We start from the raw sequence: 17,838 nt of genomic DNA on the forward strand, positions 1-17,838 counted from the left end.
GGCTCCCTAGACGTTCCCTAGAGATTGCCGCGCTTCTCCTGCTCCCGCTCGATCGCCTCGAACAGCGCCTTGAAGTTGCCCTTGCCGAAGCCCATCGAGCCGTGCCGCTCGATCATCTCGAAGAAGACCGTCGGGCGGTCCTGGACCGGCTTGGTGAAGATCTGCAGGAGGTAGCCGTCCTCGTCGCGGTCGACGAGGATCTTCAGCTCGCGCAGGGTGTCGACGGGGACGCGCGTCTCGCCCGCCCACTCGCCGAGGGTGTCGTAGTACGAGTCCGGGGTGTCGAGGAACTTGACCCCGGCCGCGCGCATGGTGCGTACGGACTCCACGATGTCGTTCGTGGCGAGCGCGATGTGCTGGACGCCCGCGCCGCCGTAGAACTCGAGGTACTCGTCGATCTGGGACTTCTTCTTGGCGATGGCGGGCTCGTTGATGGGGAACTTCACCTTCAGGGTGCCGTCCGCGACCACCTTCGACATCAGCGCGCTGTACTCGGTCGCGATGTCGTCGCCCACGAACTCCTTCATGTTCGTGAAGCCCATGACCTTGTTGTAGAAGGCGACCCACTCGTTCATCTTGCCGAGCTCGACGTTGCCGACGCAGTGGTCGATCGCCTGGAAGGTCCGCTTGGCCGGCGGCTCGACGATCGGGGACGCGGCCTGGAAGCCGGGCAGGTAGGGGCCGTCGTAGCCGCTGCGGTCGACAAGGGTGTGGCGGGTCTTGCCGTACGTCGCGATGGCGGCGAGGACGACCGTGCCGTTCTCGTCCTTGACCTCGTACGGCTCGGTGAGGCCGCGGGCGCCGTGCTCGACGGCGTACGCGTACGCGGCGCGCGCGTCCGGCACCTCGATGGCGAGGTCGACGACTCCGTCGCCGTGCTCGGCGACGTGGCCCTCGATGAAGTGGCCCCAGTCCGTCGAGGCCTTGATGACGGAGGTGAGGACGAAGCGGGCCGCGCCGTTCGTGAGGACGTAGGAAGCGGTCTCGCGGCTTCCGGTCTCCGGGCCCGCGTACGCCACGAGTTTCATGCCGAAGGCCGTGGAGTAGTAGTGCGCGGCCTGCTTGGCGTTGCCCACGGCGAAGACGACGGCGTCCATTCCCTTGACCGGGAAGGGATCGGCCTCGCGCGCGGTGTGGGGGGTGCCAGAGGGAGCCGACGTGTGCTGGGTGTTCGCGGTAGCTGCCATGTCCGCAGGCTCCCGCCGTATCGCAAGATGCGCAATAGTTCGTGTATTCATTGGGCAATCTGCCCAGTGGGGGGCCAGGATGGGCGGGCTATCTGTACATGATGACCACCCCAGGAGCGGAGAAGAGCACACCATGACGATCGATCATCTGGACGGCAGGCTCATCGTGCTGCTCGCCCGCGAGCCCCGCATCGGCGTCCTGGAGGCGTCCCGCCGCCTCGGCGTCGCGCGCGGAACCGTACAGGCCCGGATGGACCGCCTTCAGTCGAACGGAGTCATCCGCGGCTTCGGCCCGGAGGTCGACCCGGCGGCCCTCGGCTACCCCGTCACCGCCTTCGCCACGCTGGAGATCAAACAAGGCCAGGGCGCCGACGTACGAGCACATTTGGCCACCGTCGCCGAGGTGCTCGAACTGCACACCATCACCGGCCACGGCGACATGCTCTGCCGTCTCGTGGCCCGTTCGAACGCCGATCTCCAACGTGTGATCGACCGTGTGGTGGGTTTTGATGGCATCGTCCGGGCCTCCACGGCGATCGTCATGGAGAACCCTGTTCCGCTGCGGATCATCCCGCTGGTCGAACAGGCGTCAGAAGACACCTGATGCGGGTAGGTAGGAAAGCGAACAGACGAACAGACACAGCGCAGTACGGCCCCACGACGTACGCAGCACGCGGGCGCCGGGAGACTCCCGGCGCCGTCTGAACCGCGCCCGGGCGAGGTGAGCAGTTCAGTGAACTTCTGGGACTACCTCGGCAACCGCCACCAGCAGTTGCTGACGGATGCCTACCAGCACGCCAGCGCAGTCTTCCAGTGCATGGTCGTGGCGACCGTCATCGGAGTACTGATCGGCGTCATCACGTACCGCAGCGAGTGGGCGGGCAATCTGGCCACGACCGCGACCTCCACCCTCCTGACCATCCCGTCGCTCGCCATGATCGGTCTGCTGATCCCCGTCGTCGGCCTCGGCGTCGCACCGACGGTCATCGCGCTGACCCTCTACGGCCTGCTCCCCATCGTGCGCAACGCCATCGTCGGCCTGCGCGGCGTGGATCCCTCGCTGGTCGACGCGGCGAAGGGCATCGGGATGTCGCGCGCCGCCCGGCTCCTCAAGGTGGAGCTGCCGATCGCCTGGCCGCCGATCCTGACCGGCATCCGCGTCTCCACGCAGATGCTGATGGGCATCGCGGCCATCGCCGCGTACGCGTCGGGCCCCGGCCTCGGCAACGAGATCTTCCGCGGCATCGCCTCGCTCGGCAGCAAGAACGCGCTCAACCAGGTGCTCGCGGGCACGCTCGGGATCATCATCCTGGCGCTGCTCTTCGACGCCGTGTACGTCCTGATCGGCCGCCTGACCATTTCGAGGGGTATCCGTGTCTGAGACCACCGCGACTTCCAACGACGGGGCGACGGAGCAGGGCGCGGCGGCCCCGAACGCCACCACGGGCGCGACGATCGAGCTGGAGAACCTCACCAAGCGGTACGCGGGCAGCGGCGACCCGGCGGTGGACGCCGTCAACATGGAGATCAAGGCGGGCGAGATCGTCATCCTCGTCGGCCCCTCGGGCTGTGGTAAGTCGACCACGCTGAAGATGATCAACCGGCTCATCGAGCCGACCAGCGGCCGCATCCGCATCGGCGGCGAGGACGTCACCGACATGGACCCGGTGAAGCTGCGCCGCAAGATCGGCTACGCGATCCAGTCGTCCGGGCTCTTCCCGCACATGACGGTCGCCCAGAACATCGCCCTCGTGCCGAAGATGATCGGCTGGGGCAAGTCGAAGATCAAGAACCGGGTCGAGGAGATGCTCGACCTCGTCGGGCTCGACCCGGCCGAGTTCCACGGCCGCTATCCGCGCCAGCTCTCCGGCGGTCAGCAGCAACGCGTGGGCGTGGCACGGGCGTTGGCGGCCGATCCGCCCGTCCTGCTGATGGACGAGCCGTTCGGCGCGGTCGACCCGATCACCCGCGACCACCTCCAGGACGAGCTGATCAGGCTCCAGCACGAGCTGCACAAGACGATCGTCTTCGTCACGCACGACTTCGACGAGGCCATCAAGCTGGGCGACCGCATCGCGGTGCTCCGGGAGCGCTCGCACATCGCGCAGTTCGACACCCCCGAGGCCATCCTCACCAACCCCGCCGACGACTTCGTCTCCGGTTTCGTGGGCGCGGGCGCGGCCCTGAAGCGGCTCAACCTCACCCGCGTACGCGACGTGGAGATCGCCGACTTCGCGACGGTGACCGTCGACGACCCGCTGCAGGACATCTTCGACAAGCTGCGCTCCAGCGGCACGAACGAACTCCTGCTCCTCGACAAACGCCGCCGCCCCTACAAGTGGCTGCGGCGCGGCGATCTGATGCGCGCCCAAGGTTCGCTGGCCCGCGCGGGCACCCTCGTCCACGACACGGTCACCCGGGACGCCACCCTGCGCGACGCGCTCGAAGCGGTCCTCACGGACAACGCGGGGCGGGTCGCGGTCACCGGGCGGCGCGGCGAGTTCACCGGCGTCGTGGACATGCAGACGCTGATGAACTCCGTGCACGAGATGCTGGAGGCCGACCGGCTCGACGCCGTGGAGCATCAGCACGAACTGCAGGAACAGCGCGCCCTGGTGACCCACCACGAGCAGGAGGGCGACGGAGGGGCGGCGAAGGCGTGAGCGGCATCCCCGGGAGCAACCCCCGGATCCCCGACCACAAGCCGTCGCCCGACGACGGACCCGACCCCAGGCCGGACGGCGAGCACGAGGTCAAGGGCCATCACTTCCGTGACACGGGCGAGGCCGAGCCGGAGTCCCCGCCCTCGGCGGCGGCCACGGCGGCCACGGGCCGTGCGCGCCGGATCGGCTGGCCGAAGCTGACCGTCCTGCCCGCGTTCCTCGCGCTCATCCTGCTGCTGACCTGGTGGTGGTTCGAGCAGGCCGACCTGGACGCGATCTCGAAGAACGCCCTGGCGGACGGCAATGTGTGGCTCAGGCTCCGCCAGCACATCCAGCTGACGGCGATCTCCACCTTCTTCGTGCTGATCATCGCGATCCCGCTGGGCATCCTGCTGACCCGCAAGAAGCTCCGCAAGGGCGCGCCGGCGGCGATGGCCCTGGCCAACATCGGCCAGGCGACACCGGCGATCGGCCTCCTCGCCCTCCTGGTGATCTGGATCGGCATCGGCGAGAAGGCGGCCCTGATCGGCATCATCATCTACGCCGTCCTGCCGGTCCTCTCGAACACGATCGCGGGCCTGAACGCCAACGACCCGACCCTCCTGGAGGCCGCGAGAGGCATCGGCATGTCGACGTGGGGAGTCCTCGGCAAGGTCGAACTCCCGCTGGCCGTGCCGCTGATCCTCGCGGGCGTGCGCACCGCGCTCGTCCTGAACGTCGGCACGGCGACGCTCGCCACCTTCGGCGGTGGCGGCGGGCTCGGCGACCTGATCACCACCGGGATCACCAATCAGCGCATGCCGGTGCTCATGCTCGGCTCGATCCTGACGATCGCGCTCGCGCTGCTTGTGGACTGGCTGGCATCACTTGCCGAACTGGTCCTTCGTCCGCGCGGGTTGGAGGTCGGGTCATGAGGGTCACGTTGCGTACGGCGGCCGTCGGTGTCGTGGGCGGGGCCCTGCTGGTGAGCTGCGGGCTCACCAGCGGCAGCCCGATGGTGGACGACGTCAAGCCGGGCACGATCGGCAAGGGTCTCCCCCTGAAGGGCGCCGACCTCACGGTCACGTCCAAGGAGTTCACCGAGCAGCTGATCCTCGGCGCGATCATGGGCATCGCCTTCCAGGCGGCCGGCGCGGACGTCCTGGACCGGACGGGCATCCAGGGCTCGATCGGCGCACGCGAGGCCGTCAAGGGCGGCGACGCGGACGCCATGTACGAGTACACGGGCACCGCCTGGATCACGTATCTCGGCAACTCCGATCCCATCGACGACCCGCAGAAGCAGTGGCAGGCGGTGAAGGACGCGGACAAGAAGAACGGCGTCACGTGGCTGCCGCCCGCCGAGCTCAACAACACCTACGCGCTCGCGATCAACCAGAAGAACGAGGCCAAGTACAAGCCGAAGACCCTCTCGGACGTGGCGGCCCTTTCGAAGAAGGACCCGAAGGCGGTCACGCTGTGCGTGGAGAGCGAGTTCTCCTCGCGCGAGGACGGGCTGCCGGGCATGCAGAAGGAGTACGGGATGAAGATCCCCAACTCCAACATCACCAAGATGGACACCGGGATCATCTACACCCAGGTCTCCAAGGGGTCGTGCACGTTCGGCGAGGTCTTCACCACCGACGGCCGCATCAAGGCGATGGACCTGTCGGTGATGGAGGACGACAAGCACTTCTTCCCCAACTACAACGCCGCGCCGGAGATCAACAGCAAGGCGTTGAAGGAGTTCCCGGAGATGGCGGAGGTCCTGGAACCGATCACGAAGAAGCTGAACAACACGGTGGCCCAGGAGCTCAACTCCAAGGTGGACGTGCAGGGTCAGGATCCGCATGAGGTGGCGCTGGAGTGGATGGTGCAGGAGGGGTTCGTGAAGGAGGGGTAGCCCGCTCCGTCCGGACCGTCTTCCGGACCACCCGAAAGTTGCAAAGACTCCGTTGCAGAGAAACCGTTGCAACGGAGTCTTTGCATGTCTACGCTGACGGTATGACGGACGGCACGCCAGAGCCCGAGGCCCGGAAGATCCACACCCTCACCCCCCGCTCGCTGCGGGGCATCGCGCATCCGCTGCGCATGCAGTTGCTCATCGCGCTGCGGCGGGACGGCCCCGCGACGGCCTCCCAACTGGCGGACCGCCTGGGGGAGTCCAGCGGCGCGACCAGCTATCACCTGCGCCAGCTGGCGGCGCACGGCTTCGTCGAGGACGCCCCCGAGCGGGGCAAGGGCCGCGAGCGGTGGTGGCAGTCGGCGCACCAGGGGACGCGTCTCGACGAGACGCTCATGAACGACCCGGACCCGACGGTGCGCGGCGCGGTCAGCGTCTACCTCCACGAGGTCGCGACGTTCCACGCCGCGGAGGTCTCCACCTGGATCGGCACGCAGCACGACTGGCCGAAGAAGTGGTCGGACAGCTCGGACCTCAGCGACTACACCCTGCGCCTGACGCCCGAGATCACCGCCGAACTGGGCGCCAAGATCAATGAACTCATCGAGAGCTACCGCCCGTTGGCGGTCGGCCAGGACACTCCGGGCTCCGCCAGGGTGCGCCTGCACACCCACGTCTTCCCGACGCACTACACCGAGTGAGAGGCCTCAGCCATGCACTCCGACATACATCTGCTCCTGCACCACACCCGCGCCACCGAGCTGCACGAGGCACCGAACCGCCCGCCGCACCCCCGCCTGCGTACTCAACTCGGCTGGACCCTGGTGGAGTTGGGGCTGCTCCTGGTCAGCAGCTCGGAACCTTCCCGCCCTTTTCCAGTGCCCGCAGCGAGTCGATCGTGCCCTTCAGTGTCGTGACCGGGATCAGCCGCAGGCCCTTGGGCAGCTCTGCCTGAGCGTCCGAGCACTCGGCCTCCGGGACCAGGAAGACGCTCGCGCCGTCGCGCTTCGCGGCCTGCGTCTTCATCGAGACACCACCGACCGGGCCGACCTTGCCGTCGGCGGTGATCGTGCCGGTGCCCGCGATGTTCCGGCCGCCCGTCAGGTCCCCTCCGCTGCCGTTGCCGTCGAGGAGGTCGACGATGCCGAGCGAGAGGAAGAGGCCCGCGCTGGGGCCTCCGATCTTGCCGAGGTCGACCTTGACCTTCACCTTGTCCGTGCCGTCCACGCCGTTGGCCTCGAGGTAGGCAAGGGCGGACCGCGTGGCCGTGTCCTGCGACTTCTTCATGTCGCCGAGGTTGTGCTTCTCGACTTCCTTCACGTTGTCGCCGGTGGGGTACACCGAGTCCTTGGGCATCACGGAACGGTCCGTGCGGAACCAGCCGTCCACCACGTCGCTCAGGCTCACGTCCATGTCGGGCCCCGTGGCCACGATCGTCGTCATCCGCAGCTGCCCGCTCGTCTCGCGGGTGGGCGCACCGGTGATCGTGATGACCCGCTTGCCCTCGCTCTCGCCGAGTACGTTCGCCGTCGACCCCGGCTGGGCCACGGCGAACGGCAGCGGCGCAAGGGCCGTGACGGCGAGCAGGGCGACCACGGGGGCGGCACAGACGGCGAGGGCCTTGGGGCGCGTGAGGCGAGAGAGGGAGAACACGGGATCAATCTAACGTGACCGGATAAGAGCTCAGGCCTTACCTCAGCGCATCCGCGACCTCACGGGCCGCGTCCACCACCCGTGGCCCCACCCGCTCCGGCACGGAGTCCGACAGCATGACGACACCCACGCTCCCCTCTATCCCGGTCACGCCGACCAGCGGCGCCGCGGCCCCGCTCGCGCCGGCCTCCAGCTCGCCGTGCGTCAGCGCGTAGCCGGGGTCGGTGGCGAGTCCCTGCCGGGCTGCGAGGATCGCGCGGCCCGCGGCGCCCCGGTCCAGGGGGTGCCGGAAGCCGGTGCGGTAGGCCACGTGGTAATCCGTCCAGGTCGGCTCGACGACGGCGACGGCGAGTGCCTCGGTGCCGTCGACCAGCGTCAGATGCGCCGTCGCGCCTATGTCCTCGGCGAGGGAGCGAAGAGCGGGCAGCGCGGCCTCGCGCACCAGCGGATGCACCTGGCGGCCGAGGCGGAGCACCCCGAGGCCGACCCTGGCCCGGCCGCCCAGGTCACGGCGGACCAGGGCGTGCTGCTCCAGCGTGGCGAGCAGGCGGTACACCACGGTGCGGTTCACACCGAGCTTGTTCGAGAGCTCGGTGACGGTGAGCCCGTGGTCGGTGTCGGCCAACAGCTTGAGGACACGCAGTCCTCGGTCGAGCGTCTGGGAAGTCTCCGCGGTCACGACGCCCACTCCTTAGGTGAGGGTCGACGGCCCCTTGACGCGGCGGTTGCGTCGCCGGTCCCGTGGGCGACGCGCGTCAGAGGCCGCCGGTCGGAACTCCGGCTGCGCTCCGCGGCGGCGCTGCCACGGGGCGTGTACGTTGCGGGGACAGTAGCGAGGCCGTCCCGCTCAGCGGAAGACTCCGTCCAGAATCCGGGCACGAGGCCGGTTGTTAGGGGCGCAATGCCCCATACGCGGGGCACGTGGGCAGGGGTGTGCACGACTCCCGCACACGGCATCCGTACTTGGAACGCACCCCTCCTCCCCGGTGCCGGAGAGCCCGCCGGAGCTGCGGGAGGTGGCGCGCCCTACTTCATGCGGGTGGCCCACTCCCCGACCTTCGCGATCCGCTGCCGCAGCTGCCCGGCGGTGGCCTCCGCGCTGGGCGGACCGCCACACGTGCGCCGCAGCTCGGTGTGGATCACGCCGTGCGGCTTCCCGCTCTGATGGGAGTACGCGCCGACCATCGTGTTGAGCTGCTTGCGCAGTTCGAGCATCTCCTTGTGGGAGACCACGGGCCGCCGCTCGGCGGGCAGTTCGAGAAGGTCCGCCTCCTCGTCGGGCCGCTTCTTGCTGTGCGCGATCTGCCGGGCCTGCCGCTTCTGGAGCAGCATCTGCACCTGGTCGGGTTCGAGGAGACCGGGGATGCCGAGATAGTCCTGCTCCTCCTCGCTCCCCGGGTGGGCCTGCATGCCGAACTCGGCGCCGTCGAAGAGCACCCGGTCGAAGACGGCGTCGGACTCCAGCGCCTCGAAGGAGAACTGCTCCTGCTCGCCGGTGTCCTCGTCCTCCTCCTTGTTCGCCTCGTCCATCTCCGCCTCGGACTCGGCGTAGGGGTCCTCCTCCCCCTCCTTCTTCGGCTTGTCGAGCACGTGGTCGCGCTCGACCTCCATCTCGTTCGCGTGGCCGAGGAGGTCGGGGACGGTGGGCAGGAACACGGACGCGGTCTCGCCGCGCCGCCGGGACCGTACGAAACGCCCGACGGCCTGCGCGAAGAAGAGGGGGGTGGAAATGGTGGTCGCGTACACGCCCACCGCGAGGCGCGGCACGTCGACGCCCTCGGACACCATGCGGACCGCGACCATCCACCGGTCGTTGCTCACGGTGAAGTCGTCGATCCGCTTCGAGGCACCGGTGTCGTCGGAGAGGACGACCGTGGCCTTCTCCCCGGTGAGCTCGCGGATCAGCTTGGCGTACGAGCGGGCGGAGTCCTGGTCGGAGGCGATGACGAGGCCACCGGCGTCCGGGATGGCCTTCCTGACCTCGGTGAGGCGCTGGTCGGCGGCCTTGAGGACGTTCGGCATCCACTCGCCGCGCGCGTCGAGCGCGGTGCGCCAGGCCTGCGAGATGGCGTCCTTGGTCATCGGCTCGCCGAGCCTGGCCGCGATCTCGTCACCGGCCTTGGTCCGCCACCGCATGTTGCCGGAGTAGGAGAGGAAGATGACGGGACGGACGACGCCGTCGCCGAGCGCGCTCCCGTAGCCGTACGTGTAGTCGGCGGCCGACCGCCGGATGCCGTCGTTCCCCTCTTCGTACGCGACGAAGGGGATCGGGTTCGTGTCGGACCGGAAGGGCGTACCGGTGAGCGCGAGCCGCCGGGTCGCGGGCTCGAAGGCTTCGAGGCAGGCCTCGCCCCACGACTTCGAGTCACCGGCGTGGTGGATCTCGTCGAGGATCACGAGGGTCTTGCGCTGCTCGACGCGGTTGCGGTGCAGCATGGGCCGCACACCGACACCGGCGTACGTGATGGCGACGCCCTGGTACTCCTTGCTGAGCGGCCCCGCGCTGTACTCCGGGTCCAGCTTGATCCCTATGCGGGCCGCGGCCTCCGCCCACTGCTTCTTCAGGTGCTCGGTCGGCGCGACCACCGTCACCTGCTGCACGACATGGTGGTGCAGCAGCCAGGAGGCGAGCGTCAGCGCGAACGTCGTCTTGCCGGCGCCGGGTGTCGCGACGGCGAGGAAGTCACGTGGCTGCTCCTGGAGGTACCGCTCCATCGCGCCCTGCTGCCAGGCACGCAGCTTGTTGGCGGTGCCCCAGGGGGCGCGGCCGGGGAAGGCGGGAGAGAGGTGGTGGGAGGCGGAGTTGGCGGCGGTGGTAGTCACGGTCTCCGGTTTTTGGCAGCTCGGGTACGTACGACAACCGGGCCACCCTACCGGTGATGTGTTGACGCGGGGCTGATGACAATGCGGGGTCAGGGGCGGGTGCGACGGGTGTCACACGGCGTCCCGGTCCGTGCGTTCCTTCAGGCGCGTCCCCACCCACGCCCCCACCAGGGCGACCGCCGCCATCGGCAGGAACACGGCGACGAAGGCCCCCGGATGCGAACCGCTCGCCTCGCCCGCGCCGTGCGTCGCGCCCACCATGCCGCCGCCGAGCGCGGCGAAGGCGGCGCCGCCGACGGCCAGGAGCAGGGCGTTGGAGAGGCCGTCGGAGATCTGCAGGGCGGCGGAGTTCGAGCCCGCGTCCTTCGGGGGCGACAGGCGCAGGAGCAGCACGCTCGTGGACGCGATGACCATGCCCATGCCGAAGCAGCCGAAGGCCCAGGCGACGGCGACGGTCCACACCGGCACGGCGTGGATCAGGACGCTGGGCGCCGCGGCGATGGCGGCGGCGACGAGCACCATGCCGACCAGCATCAGCTTGCTGCGGTGGGGCTCCATGCGGGGCCGCGACTGTACGTAGGAACCGAGCGCCCAGGTCGCACCGCCCACGGCGAGCGAGAGCCCCGCCATGGTCGGGGTGAGTCCGCGCTCGGCGACCAGCATCAGCGGCACGAAGGACTCGGCGGCGATGAAGGATCCCGCGGCGATGCCCCGGAGCAGGACGACGGAGGGCAGGCCCCGCACGGCCCGGTAGGTGCCGCGCGGCAGCAGGCCGAGCACGGCGGGCACCAGCACGACCGCGCCGAGCACGGCGGGCAGCAGCGAGAGCCAGCGCAGGTCCTGCCCCGCGTACTGGAGAAGTCCGGCCCCCAGCGAGATCCCGAGCGCGAGGCGGATGCGGCGGCGGTCGAAGGCCTCGACGGGCGCCGAGGGGTCGACGGGCCCGGAGGCGGTGCGCCGGATCGCGGGCAGCGCGAGGGCGAGCGGCGCGAGGACCAGGACGGGGATCCCGACGAAGACCCATCGCCAGCCGAGGTGCTCGGTGACCGTCCCGGAGACCAGCGGCCCCACCACGGACGGCACGACCCAGCTGGCCGCGAACGCCGCGAGGATGGACGGACGCAGGTGCTCCGGGTAGGCCCGGCTGACGACCACGTACAGCGCGACGATGACGAGACCGCCGCCGAGCCCCTGCACCGCGCGGCCGAGGATGAACATCCACATGGCCCCCGCGGTCCCGGAGAGCAGCAGCCCCGCCGCGAAGGCGGCGATCCCGGTGGCCAGCGGCCCGAGCGGCCCGCGCCGGTCGGCCCACTGCCCGGCGAGCACCATGCCGAAGAGGCTGGTCGTGAAGTACGCGGAGAAGGCGAAGGCGTAGAGGGAGACGCCGTCGAGCTCACGGGCGGCCACCGGCATCGCGGTCCCGACGGCGGTCGCCTCGAAGGCGATGAGCAGGACCACGGAGACGATGCCGAGGCTGAGCGCGCGATAGGGCGGGCGCAGCACTCCGCCCTTGAGCTCGGACGGCGGGAGTATCGGGGCGGCTGCGACGCCGGTGTCGCGGGGTTCCAGGGCGCTCATGACGGCCAGCGTAAGGGGCGTGGTGGGCTATGACCCCTGTCCGGAGACCGGAGAGCCCTGGTCCCTTGGTCGTACGACCACCCACGCCGGTTCATGAACGGGGCGTGGCAGTCCTGTTGCGGCCGGGCCCGATCTCTTGAGGGGCCGGTTCCGGGCGCCTAGGTTCAAGGGGTCGAGTTCAGCTCGGCCGTGTGCCCGAGTGGCTTAGGGGCTGGCCTGCAAAGCCAGTAACGCGGGTTCGATTCCCGCCACGGCCTCAGCGATCAAGGGGTGGTCCCGTCCGGGGCCGCCCCTTGATGCGGCCGCGGGTGCGGGGAACCTCAAGTCCCTTGCCGTGTACGTGTCCTATGACCACGGGCAGAGCTGGAAGAGGGCCACGGTCACGGACGGGAAGATCTCGGTCGAGACCCCGGCCGCGGGCAAGGGCGTCTCGTTCCGCGCCAAGATCACGGACAAGGACGACAACAAGTCCACGCTGTCGATCTACGACGCGTACTTCGGAAGGTAGAAGGCAGTACGGCCGAGCGGCTCGCCGGGACGCTCCGTTCCGGTGGGCCGCCAGGTCGTGGAGGCCTAGACCCGCGCCTCGTCGAGCCCCGCGAGAATCGCGTCCACCGTCTCCTCGACCGTCAGATCGGAGCTGTCGAGCCAGAGCCCGATCCTCGGGGTCGTGGACCGCAGGCCCGTGTCCAGGTCCTCCACGGTCCACGCGCCGTAGCCGGTCTTGCCCCGCCCGGCCTCACGCGCGGCCACGGCCTCCGGGCGCGGGGCCAGGACGACCACGTGCACCGGGCGCGTACGCAGCAGACCCACGTACGTCTTCAACTCCTCGCCCAGGATGACATCCTGGACCACCGCGACGAAGCCCGCGGCGGCGTACGCGTCGGCCGTGGACGCCGAAAGGCCGTACCGCAGCCGGAGTTGGGCCGCCGCCTCGTCCGAGGCCCCGGGCTCGTACTCCTGGCCGCCCGACACGATCATGCGGCGGAAGACATCACCCCGCACATGCGCCGCCCGCGGAAGGCGCTCGGCCAGGGCCTGCGCCACCGTGGACTTGCCCGCGGCCATGATGCCGGTGATGACGACGACCCCGCTGACCTCCGGCACCGTCACGTCGCCACCGCCGCCTGCGGGCGGATCGGCAGCCTGTTCACCGGCCGCCCGGTGGCCGCACGCACCGCTGACGCCACCGCCGCCGGAGTCGTCACGACCGGCACCGCGCTCGCCGCCTTCGCGCCGAAGGGCGCCACCACGTCCCGCTCCTCCACCAGCTTCACGATGCGGATGTCGGGGGTGTCCAGGGCGGTCGGCAGGGCGTAACCGGTCAGGTCCGGGTGGCGGACCAGGCCGCGCGGCGTGCGGAGGTTCTCCGTCAGCGCGGCGCCGACGCCCTGCGTGACGCCCGCCTCGATACGCACCTTCAGCTGGGTCGGGTTCAGGATGCGGCCCACGTCCTGGGCGACCGCGAGCTCCACGACCCGTACCGAACCGATCTCGATGTCCACGTCCACGACCGCGCGGATCGCGCAGAACGCCATGCCCACGAAGGCATCGCCCTGGCCCGCCTCGTCGAGGGGCTCGGTCGGGTGCGGGCGGCACTGGGCCGTCGCCCAGAGCTCCTTGCCGTCCATCGCCTCGGTGACGGTCGTGCTCAGCACCCCGTCGTACGAGGTGATCTTGCCGTCGGTGATCTGGAGCAGCTCGGTCGACATGCCGAACTTGTGGGCCAGCGGCTGGAGAAGCTGCGTGCGGACCATCTTCGCCGCACGCTCCACCGCACCGCCCGACACCCACGTGTGGCGGCCGTGGCAGCTGGGCCCTGCGGGCGGCTGGTCCGTGTCGACCGGGGCCACGCGGACGTCGTCGATGCCGAGGGTCTCCTGGACGATCTGGCGGGCGAGCGTGGTGAAGCCCTGGCCCGTCTCGACCGCCGCGCAGATCACCGTCGCGACGCCGTCGTGCACCTTCACCGTGGCCGTGGAGACCTCGTCCGTGCCCTCGGCGCCCAGGAGTTGGACCATGCCGAGGCCGTAGCCGACGCCCCGGCGCACCGCTGCGGGCTCGCCCGCGCCCTCGGGTCCGCCGGGCAGCAGCCACTCGTCCTCGGGCGTGTCCTTGGGCAGCTCGGGCAGCGGGAAGTCCCGTACAGCGGCGAGGAGTTCGGCCACCGGGGCCGGGCAGGTCACCGTCTGCCCCGTGGGCAGGATGTCACCCGTGGCCATCGCGTTGCGCAGCCGCAGCTCCGCCGGGTCGATGCCCAACTTCTTCGCGATCTTGTCCATTTGGGCTTCGTACGCCGCGCACACCTGCATGGCACCCTCGCCCCGGACATGCCCGGACGGCGGGTTGTTCGTGCGGACCGCCCAGCCCTCGATGAAGGCGTTCGGGACGACGTAGGGACCGCAGGCGAAGGAGACGGCCGCGGCCAGCGCGTCCGACGAGGTGTCCGCGTACGCGCCCGCGTCGAGCAGGACCTGCGCCTCCACCTTCACCAACTTGCCCTCGGCGTCCGCGTGATGGCGGTAGCGAAGGAGCGTCGGGTGGCGGTGGGCGTGGCCGAGGAAGGACTCCTCGCGGGTCGCCGTCAGCTTCACCGGGCAGCCGGTGGTCAGGGCGAGCAGGCCGAGCGGCAGGTGGAAGCTGGCGTCCTCGCGGTCGGCGGTCGCGCCGGGGACGCCGGTCACGACGACCTTCACGATCTCCGGGTCGATGCCGTAGCAGGACGCGGCCATGTCGCGGTCGGTGTGCGGGTCGGTGGAGGCGATGTACAGCTCCACGCCCCCATCGGGACGCGGTACCGCGAGCCCCGCCTCCGCACCGATCGGCGCCGGGTCCTGGCGCCCGATGCGGTACAGACCCTCGACGACGAGTTCGCCCGCCGCCTCCGGGTCGCCGTGCCGCAGCGGGATGTGCCGGATCAAGTTGCCGTCGGGATGCAGGGGTTCGGCCGCGAAGGCCTTCTCCGGGTCGGTGACCGGCTCCATGACCTCGTACTCGACGAAGATGGCCGCGGCGGCCATCCGCGCCGTGTCGGGATGGTCGGCGGCCACGGCGGCGATGGGCTCGCCGTGGTGGCGTACGACGTCGGAGGCGAAGACCGGGCGGTCCGCGGTCTTGCGGCCGTGCAGTGCCTCGCCCGGCACGTCCTCGTGCGTGACGACGGACCGCACGCCCGGCATCTCGCGCGCCTGGGACGTGTCGATCGAGAGGATGCGCGCGTGCGCGTGCGGCGAGCGCAGGACGGCCGCCCAGAGCAGCCCCTCCGCCCACAGGTCGGACGCGTAGGGGAACGTGCCCTCCGTCTTCGCGCGGGCCTCGGCGGACGGCAGCGACGTGCCGATGCCGTGCGGCAGCGGCTCCGGGCCCGGCTGCGACTCCACTGCGGTCGCGGTGTTCGTGCTCCCCGCGGCTTCGTTGCTCACGCCTGGCCTCCGTCCTGGCCGTACGGTCCTTCGTACGTTCCGTCCTGCGCCGTCGGGTTGACTCCTCCGGCGCCGGGCCCCGCCTGGTGCGGAATGCGCGGCTCGCCCGGCTGGTCGCCCTGGGCCGACGGCTCGGCTGCGGCCGCGGACGCCTCGCGCTCGGCGACCACTTCCTGCACGGCGTCGAGCACGCCGCGGTAGCCGGAGCAGCGGCAGAGGTTGCCGCACAGGGCGCGGCGGGTCTCCAGGTCGGACGGGGCGGGGTTGCCTTCGAGCAGGTCGTGCAGGGTCATCGCCATGCCCGGTACGCAGAAGCCGCACTGGACGGCACCGCAGGCGGCGAGCGCCCGCTGCACGTCGGAGGGTCTGCCGTCGACGGCGAGGCCCTCGACGGTGCGCACCTCGCTTCCGGCGGCGGTGGCCGCGGGCACCAGGCAGGAGGCGACGAGACGGCCGTCGACCTGGACGTTGCAGGCACCGCACTCGCCCTGCGAGCAGCCGTCCTTGGCGCCCGCGAGGCCGAGGCGCTCGCGCAGGACGTAGAGGAGGGACTCGCCGATCCAGGCATCGGTGACGGGGCGGTCGGCGCCGTTGACGCGCAGGACGTAGGAGCAGAGGGGGTGTTCGTCGGGGAGGGCGGTGGCGGTGGCCGCCTCCTCCTCGGGGTCGGTCTCGCCGTCGGCGTCGGCTTCGGCGTCGGCGTCGGCGTCGGCTTCTGCGTCCGCTTCGACCTCGGCTTCGGGGTCCGCGGTGACGGCGTCGGCCTCGACCTCGACCTCGGCTTCCGGCTCCGGCTCAGCAGGGACCTCGGGCGCCTCCGGGGCCATGGGCTCCTCGGGCACCACATGCATCTCCGGAGCGACCGGCGGCTCGGGGACGAACGCCTCCGGGGGCGTGACGGGCTCGTGGTGCTGCGGCTCGACGTGCGGCTGTGGCTGCGGCTCGAAGGGGGCGTACGGGTCGGCGTGCGGCTGCTGCGCCGGCTCCGCCCACGGCGCACCCGCGCCCGCACCACCGGTCGCCCAGGGCGCCGCGGCGCCGCCCGGCAGCGTCGCGGGCGGCGTACCGCCCCACTGCGCGGCGAGCGAGGACGTGGTGAACTCGCCCGATTCATCCGGAAGATCACCATTGGCGACGGGGATCGACCACTCCCCCGTGACATCGGCGGGGGCCGGGGCGGCGGGCGCGTGGCCCTCCGCCTCGTGGAAGCTCCACTGCCCGGTGGCCCGGGGGTCGTACGCGTGCTCCTGGCCCCCGTGGCCTCCCTGGGCCTCCGGGGTCTCGTGGACCGACGGATCGGGCACGCCGCCCGCGGCGGGCCACTGCACGTTCTGGACGCCGGTGCCCATGCCGGTCACCTCGGGCGGCATCGCCCAGACGCCCGTGGCCGCCGGGTCCGTGGCGTCGGCCGTCGTCGGGGTGACCGTTATCTGCGGCGGCACGTAACCGTGGCCGGGCGCGGCGAGCGGCGAGTGGTCGAAGGAGTCGAGTGCGCCTTCCGGCAGCTGCACGAAGGCCGTGGCATCCGAGTCGTACTCGCCCTGCGGATGCGGCTGCCAGCCGCCGTTGTTGTTGTTCTGGTCGTCGCTCACGACAGCGCCCTCCCCAGTGCTCGTCGGGCCAGCGCGGCGACGGTGCGCCGCAGGTGCAGTACGGCGGGCGACAGCGGCTGCGGGGAGCCGTCCTGCGCCGGAGGCTGGTCGGGGATGCACGCGGCGGCGACGTACTCGCCGAAGGCGGTGAGCGCCTCGGGCACGATCGTCCGCCCGCCGTCCCAGTCGATCAGCGAGGCGACCCACTGCTCGGCCTCCAGGGGCCGCAGCGGCATCGGCGCGACGGCACCGACCGCGCAGCGCACACCGCGCCGCGCCGGGTCGAGGACGAGCGCGACGGAGGCGAGTGCGCGGCCGGGGCCCGTGCGCCCTGTCGCCTTCAGGAAGACCTGCGGGGCGTGCAGGAGCGGCAGCCGTACGAAGCCGATGAGCTCGCCGGGGCGGAGCATGTCCATCCCCGCGAGCAGGTGCGAGACGGGGACCTCGCGGCGTGCGCCGCCGGGGCCCGCGATGATGAGGACGGCTTCGAGCGCGGCAAGGACGGGCAGGGTGTCACCGGTCGGCCCCGCCGTGGCGATGTTGCCGCCGAGTGTGCCCGCGTTGCGGATCTGCGGGGGTCCCGCGGCGCGCGCGGCCGCGGCGAGCGCGGGGATCAGGGCGGCGAAGTCGGGCCGCCCGACGCGCGCGTGGGTGAGACCGGCGCCGAGCAGCGCGTGACCGTCCTGGTACTGCCAGCCGCGGATCTCGCTGATGCGGCCGAGGCCGACGAGCGCGGCGGGGCGCAGGAGGCCCGCGTTGACCGAGGTCATGAGGTCGGTGCCGCCGGCTACGGGCACGGCGGCGGGCATCGCGGCGAGTGCCTCCACGGCCTCGTCCAACGTCCCAGGCAGCTTCGCCGTCTGCGCGGTCTGCGCCGCCTGCGGTGCGTGCGTGGTCAAAACCGGCTGCCCCTTCCCGATGCCCGGCGGCTTTCTCGCCGTTCTCACCGTTACGCCTGTTCCGCCGTACGGTACGTGCTCACAGCCCGGACGTGGCAACTCTGGCACATCTTCCCCGGCCCCCGGCGCGGGGGTC

At 70.9% G+C, this 17,838-nt stretch carries 16 protein-coding genes and 1 tRNA gene; 8 read left to right on the forward strand and 9 right to left on the reverse strand.

From position 1 onward, the window contains the following. Positions 1 to 17: 17 nt before the first annotated feature. Complete coding sequence (hppD, locus tag AC07AG_RS18960) at positions 18 to 1,187, reverse strand: 4-hydroxyphenylpyruvate dioxygenase (protein ID WP_478756187.1); 1,170 nt, start codon at positions 1,185 to 1,187, stop codon at positions 18 to 20. Positions 1,188 to 1,320: 133 nt separating this feature from the next. Here hppD and AC07AG_RS18965 point away from each other — a divergent pair, with 133 nt between their 5' ends. The 6 genes from AC07AG_RS18965 (at position 1,321) to AC07AG_RS18990 (ending at position 6,433) form a co-directional block, all read left to right on the forward strand. Next, entirely contained in the window at positions 1,321 to 1,791 is a 471-nt protein-coding gene (locus AC07AG_RS18965; RefSeq protein ID WP_160505290.1) for an Lrp/AsnC family transcriptional regulator, read from the forward strand. Positions 1,792 to 1,920: 129 nt separating this feature from the next. Further along, on the forward strand, positions 1,921 to 2,568 hold the full coding sequence (locus AC07AG_RS18970; RefSeq protein WP_478756188.1) for an ABC transporter permease: 648 nt from the start codon (positions 1,921 to 1,923) through the stop codon (positions 2,566 to 2,568). Beyond that, on the forward strand, positions 2,561 to 3,850 hold the full coding sequence (locus AC07AG_RS18975) for a betaine/proline/choline family ABC transporter ATP-binding protein (RefSeq protein ID WP_478756189.1): 1,290 nt from the start codon (positions 2,561 to 2,563) through the stop codon (positions 3,848 to 3,850). Before AC07AG_RS18970 ends, AC07AG_RS18975 begins: the two co-directional genes overlap by 8 nt. Positions 3,851 to 3,855: 5 nt before the next feature. Beyond that, complete coding sequence (locus AC07AG_RS18980; RefSeq protein ID WP_478756322.1) at positions 3,856 to 4,764, forward strand: ABC transporter permease; 909 nt, start codon at positions 3,856 to 3,858, stop codon at positions 4,762 to 4,764. After that, positions 4,761 to 5,732 carry a glycine betaine ABC transporter substrate-binding protein gene (locus AC07AG_RS18985; protein ID WP_478756190.1) on the forward strand — a complete coding sequence of 324 codons (972 nt, stop codon included), beginning with the start codon at positions 4,761 to 4,763 and terminating at the stop codon, positions 5,730 to 5,732. Before AC07AG_RS18980 ends, AC07AG_RS18985 begins: the two co-directional genes overlap by 4 nt. A 101-nt stretch (positions 5,733 to 5,833) precedes the next feature. Next, positions 5,834 to 6,433, forward strand: a complete 600-nt coding sequence (locus tag AC07AG_RS18990) for an ArsR/SmtB family transcription factor (RefSeq protein ID WP_478756191.1) — start codon at positions 5,834 to 5,836, stop codon at positions 6,431 to 6,433. A 145-nt stretch (positions 6,434 to 6,578) separates the two neighbouring features. Here the strand turns inward: AC07AG_RS18990 and AC07AG_RS18995 are convergent, their stop codons facing one another. From AC07AG_RS18995 to AC07AG_RS19010, 4 genes are all read right to left on the reverse strand, one after another. Next, on the reverse strand, positions 6,579 to 7,385 hold the full coding sequence (locus AC07AG_RS18995; RefSeq protein WP_478756192.1) for a S16 family serine protease: 807 nt from the start codon (positions 7,383 to 7,385) through the stop codon (positions 6,579 to 6,581). Between the two features lie 37 nt (positions 7,386 to 7,422). Further along, positions 7,423 to 8,064 carry an IclR family transcriptional regulator gene (locus AC07AG_RS19000; RefSeq protein WP_190080202.1) on the reverse strand — a complete coding sequence of 214 codons (642 nt, stop codon included), beginning with the start codon at positions 8,062 to 8,064 and terminating at the stop codon, positions 7,423 to 7,425. A gap of 347 nt (positions 8,065 to 8,411) precedes the next feature. Further along, positions 8,412 to 10,208 (reverse strand): DEAD/DEAH box helicase, encoded by a 1,797-nt coding sequence (locus AC07AG_RS19005; protein ID WP_478756193.1) that lies wholly within the window; start codon positions 10,206 to 10,208, stop codon positions 8,412 to 8,414. A gap of 111 nt (positions 10,209 to 10,319) precedes the next feature. Then, positions 10,320 to 11,789: an MFS transporter gene (locus tag AC07AG_RS19010; protein WP_478756194.1), complete on the reverse strand. Its 1,470-nt coding sequence runs from the start codon at positions 11,787 to 11,789 to the stop codon at positions 10,320 to 10,322. A 185-nt stretch (positions 11,790 to 11,974) separates the two neighbouring features. Here AC07AG_RS19010 and AC07AG_RS19015 point away from each other — a divergent pair. Together AC07AG_RS19015 and AC07AG_RS19020 are read left to right on the forward strand one after the other, a co-directional pair. Next, a tRNA-Cys gene (locus AC07AG_RS19015) sits at positions 11,975 to 12,046 on the forward strand. A gap of 77 nt (positions 12,047 to 12,123) precedes the next feature. Further along, positions 12,124 to 12,297 carry a hypothetical protein gene (locus AC07AG_RS19020; protein WP_478756195.1) on the forward strand — a complete coding sequence of 58 codons (174 nt, stop codon included), beginning with the start codon at positions 12,124 to 12,126 and terminating at the stop codon, positions 12,295 to 12,297. Between the two features lie 65 nt (positions 12,298 to 12,362). Here AC07AG_RS19020 and AC07AG_RS19025 read toward each other — a convergent pair whose 3' ends face one another. The 4 genes from AC07AG_RS19025 to AC07AG_RS19040 are packed head-to-tail and all read right to left on the reverse strand — an operon-like array spanning position 12,363 to position 17,702. After that, entirely contained in the window at positions 12,363 to 12,896 is a 534-nt protein-coding gene (locus AC07AG_RS19025; protein ID WP_478756323.1) for an AAA family ATPase, read from the reverse strand. Between the two features lie 2 nt (positions 12,897 to 12,898). After that, positions 12,899 to 15,211, reverse strand: a complete 2,313-nt coding sequence (locus tag AC07AG_RS19030; RefSeq protein ID WP_478756196.1) for a xanthine dehydrogenase family protein molybdopterin-binding subunit — start codon at positions 15,209 to 15,211, stop codon at positions 12,899 to 12,901. Then, positions 15,208 to 16,803, reverse strand: a complete 1,596-nt coding sequence (locus AC07AG_RS19035; RefSeq protein WP_478756197.1) for a (2Fe-2S)-binding protein — start codon at positions 16,801 to 16,803, stop codon at positions 15,208 to 15,210. The genes AC07AG_RS19030 and AC07AG_RS19035 overlap by 4 nt, the downstream gene beginning before the upstream one ends. Further along, the gene (locus AC07AG_RS19040) at positions 16,800 to 17,702 is read right to left on the reverse strand and encodes an FAD binding domain-containing protein (RefSeq protein WP_478756198.1); all 903 of its coding nucleotides are present in this window, start codon (positions 17,700 to 17,702) and stop codon (positions 16,800 to 16,802) included. Before AC07AG_RS19040 ends, AC07AG_RS19035 begins: the two co-directional genes overlap by 4 nt. Between the last annotated feature and the right edge of the window lie 136 nt (positions 17,703 to 17,838).

This window comes from Streptomyces sp. NPDC044044 (assembly GCF_056434405.1).

What these genes read in the sequence shown, in the direction of transcription:
- hppD (WP_478756187.1), bottom strand. Translation starts at nt 1,187, where the DNA reads ATGGCAGCTACCGCGAACACCCAGCACACGTCGGCTCCCTCTGGCACC.
- AC07AG_RS18965 (WP_160505290.1), top strand. Translation starts at nt 1,321, where the DNA reads ATGACGATCGATCATCTGGACGGCAGGCTCATCGTGCTGCTCGCCCGC.
- AC07AG_RS18985 (WP_478756190.1), top strand. Translation starts at nt 4,761, where the DNA reads ATGAGGGTCACGTTGCGTACGGCGGCCGTCGGTGTCGTGGGCGGGGCC.
- AC07AG_RS18990 (WP_478756191.1), top strand. Translation starts at nt 5,834, where the DNA reads ATGACGGACGGCACGCCAGAGCCCGAGGCCCGGAAGATCCACACCCTC.
- AC07AG_RS19010 (WP_478756194.1), bottom strand. Translation starts at nt 11,789, where the DNA reads ATGAGCGCCCTGGAACCCCGCGACACCGGCGTCGCAGCCGCCCCGATA.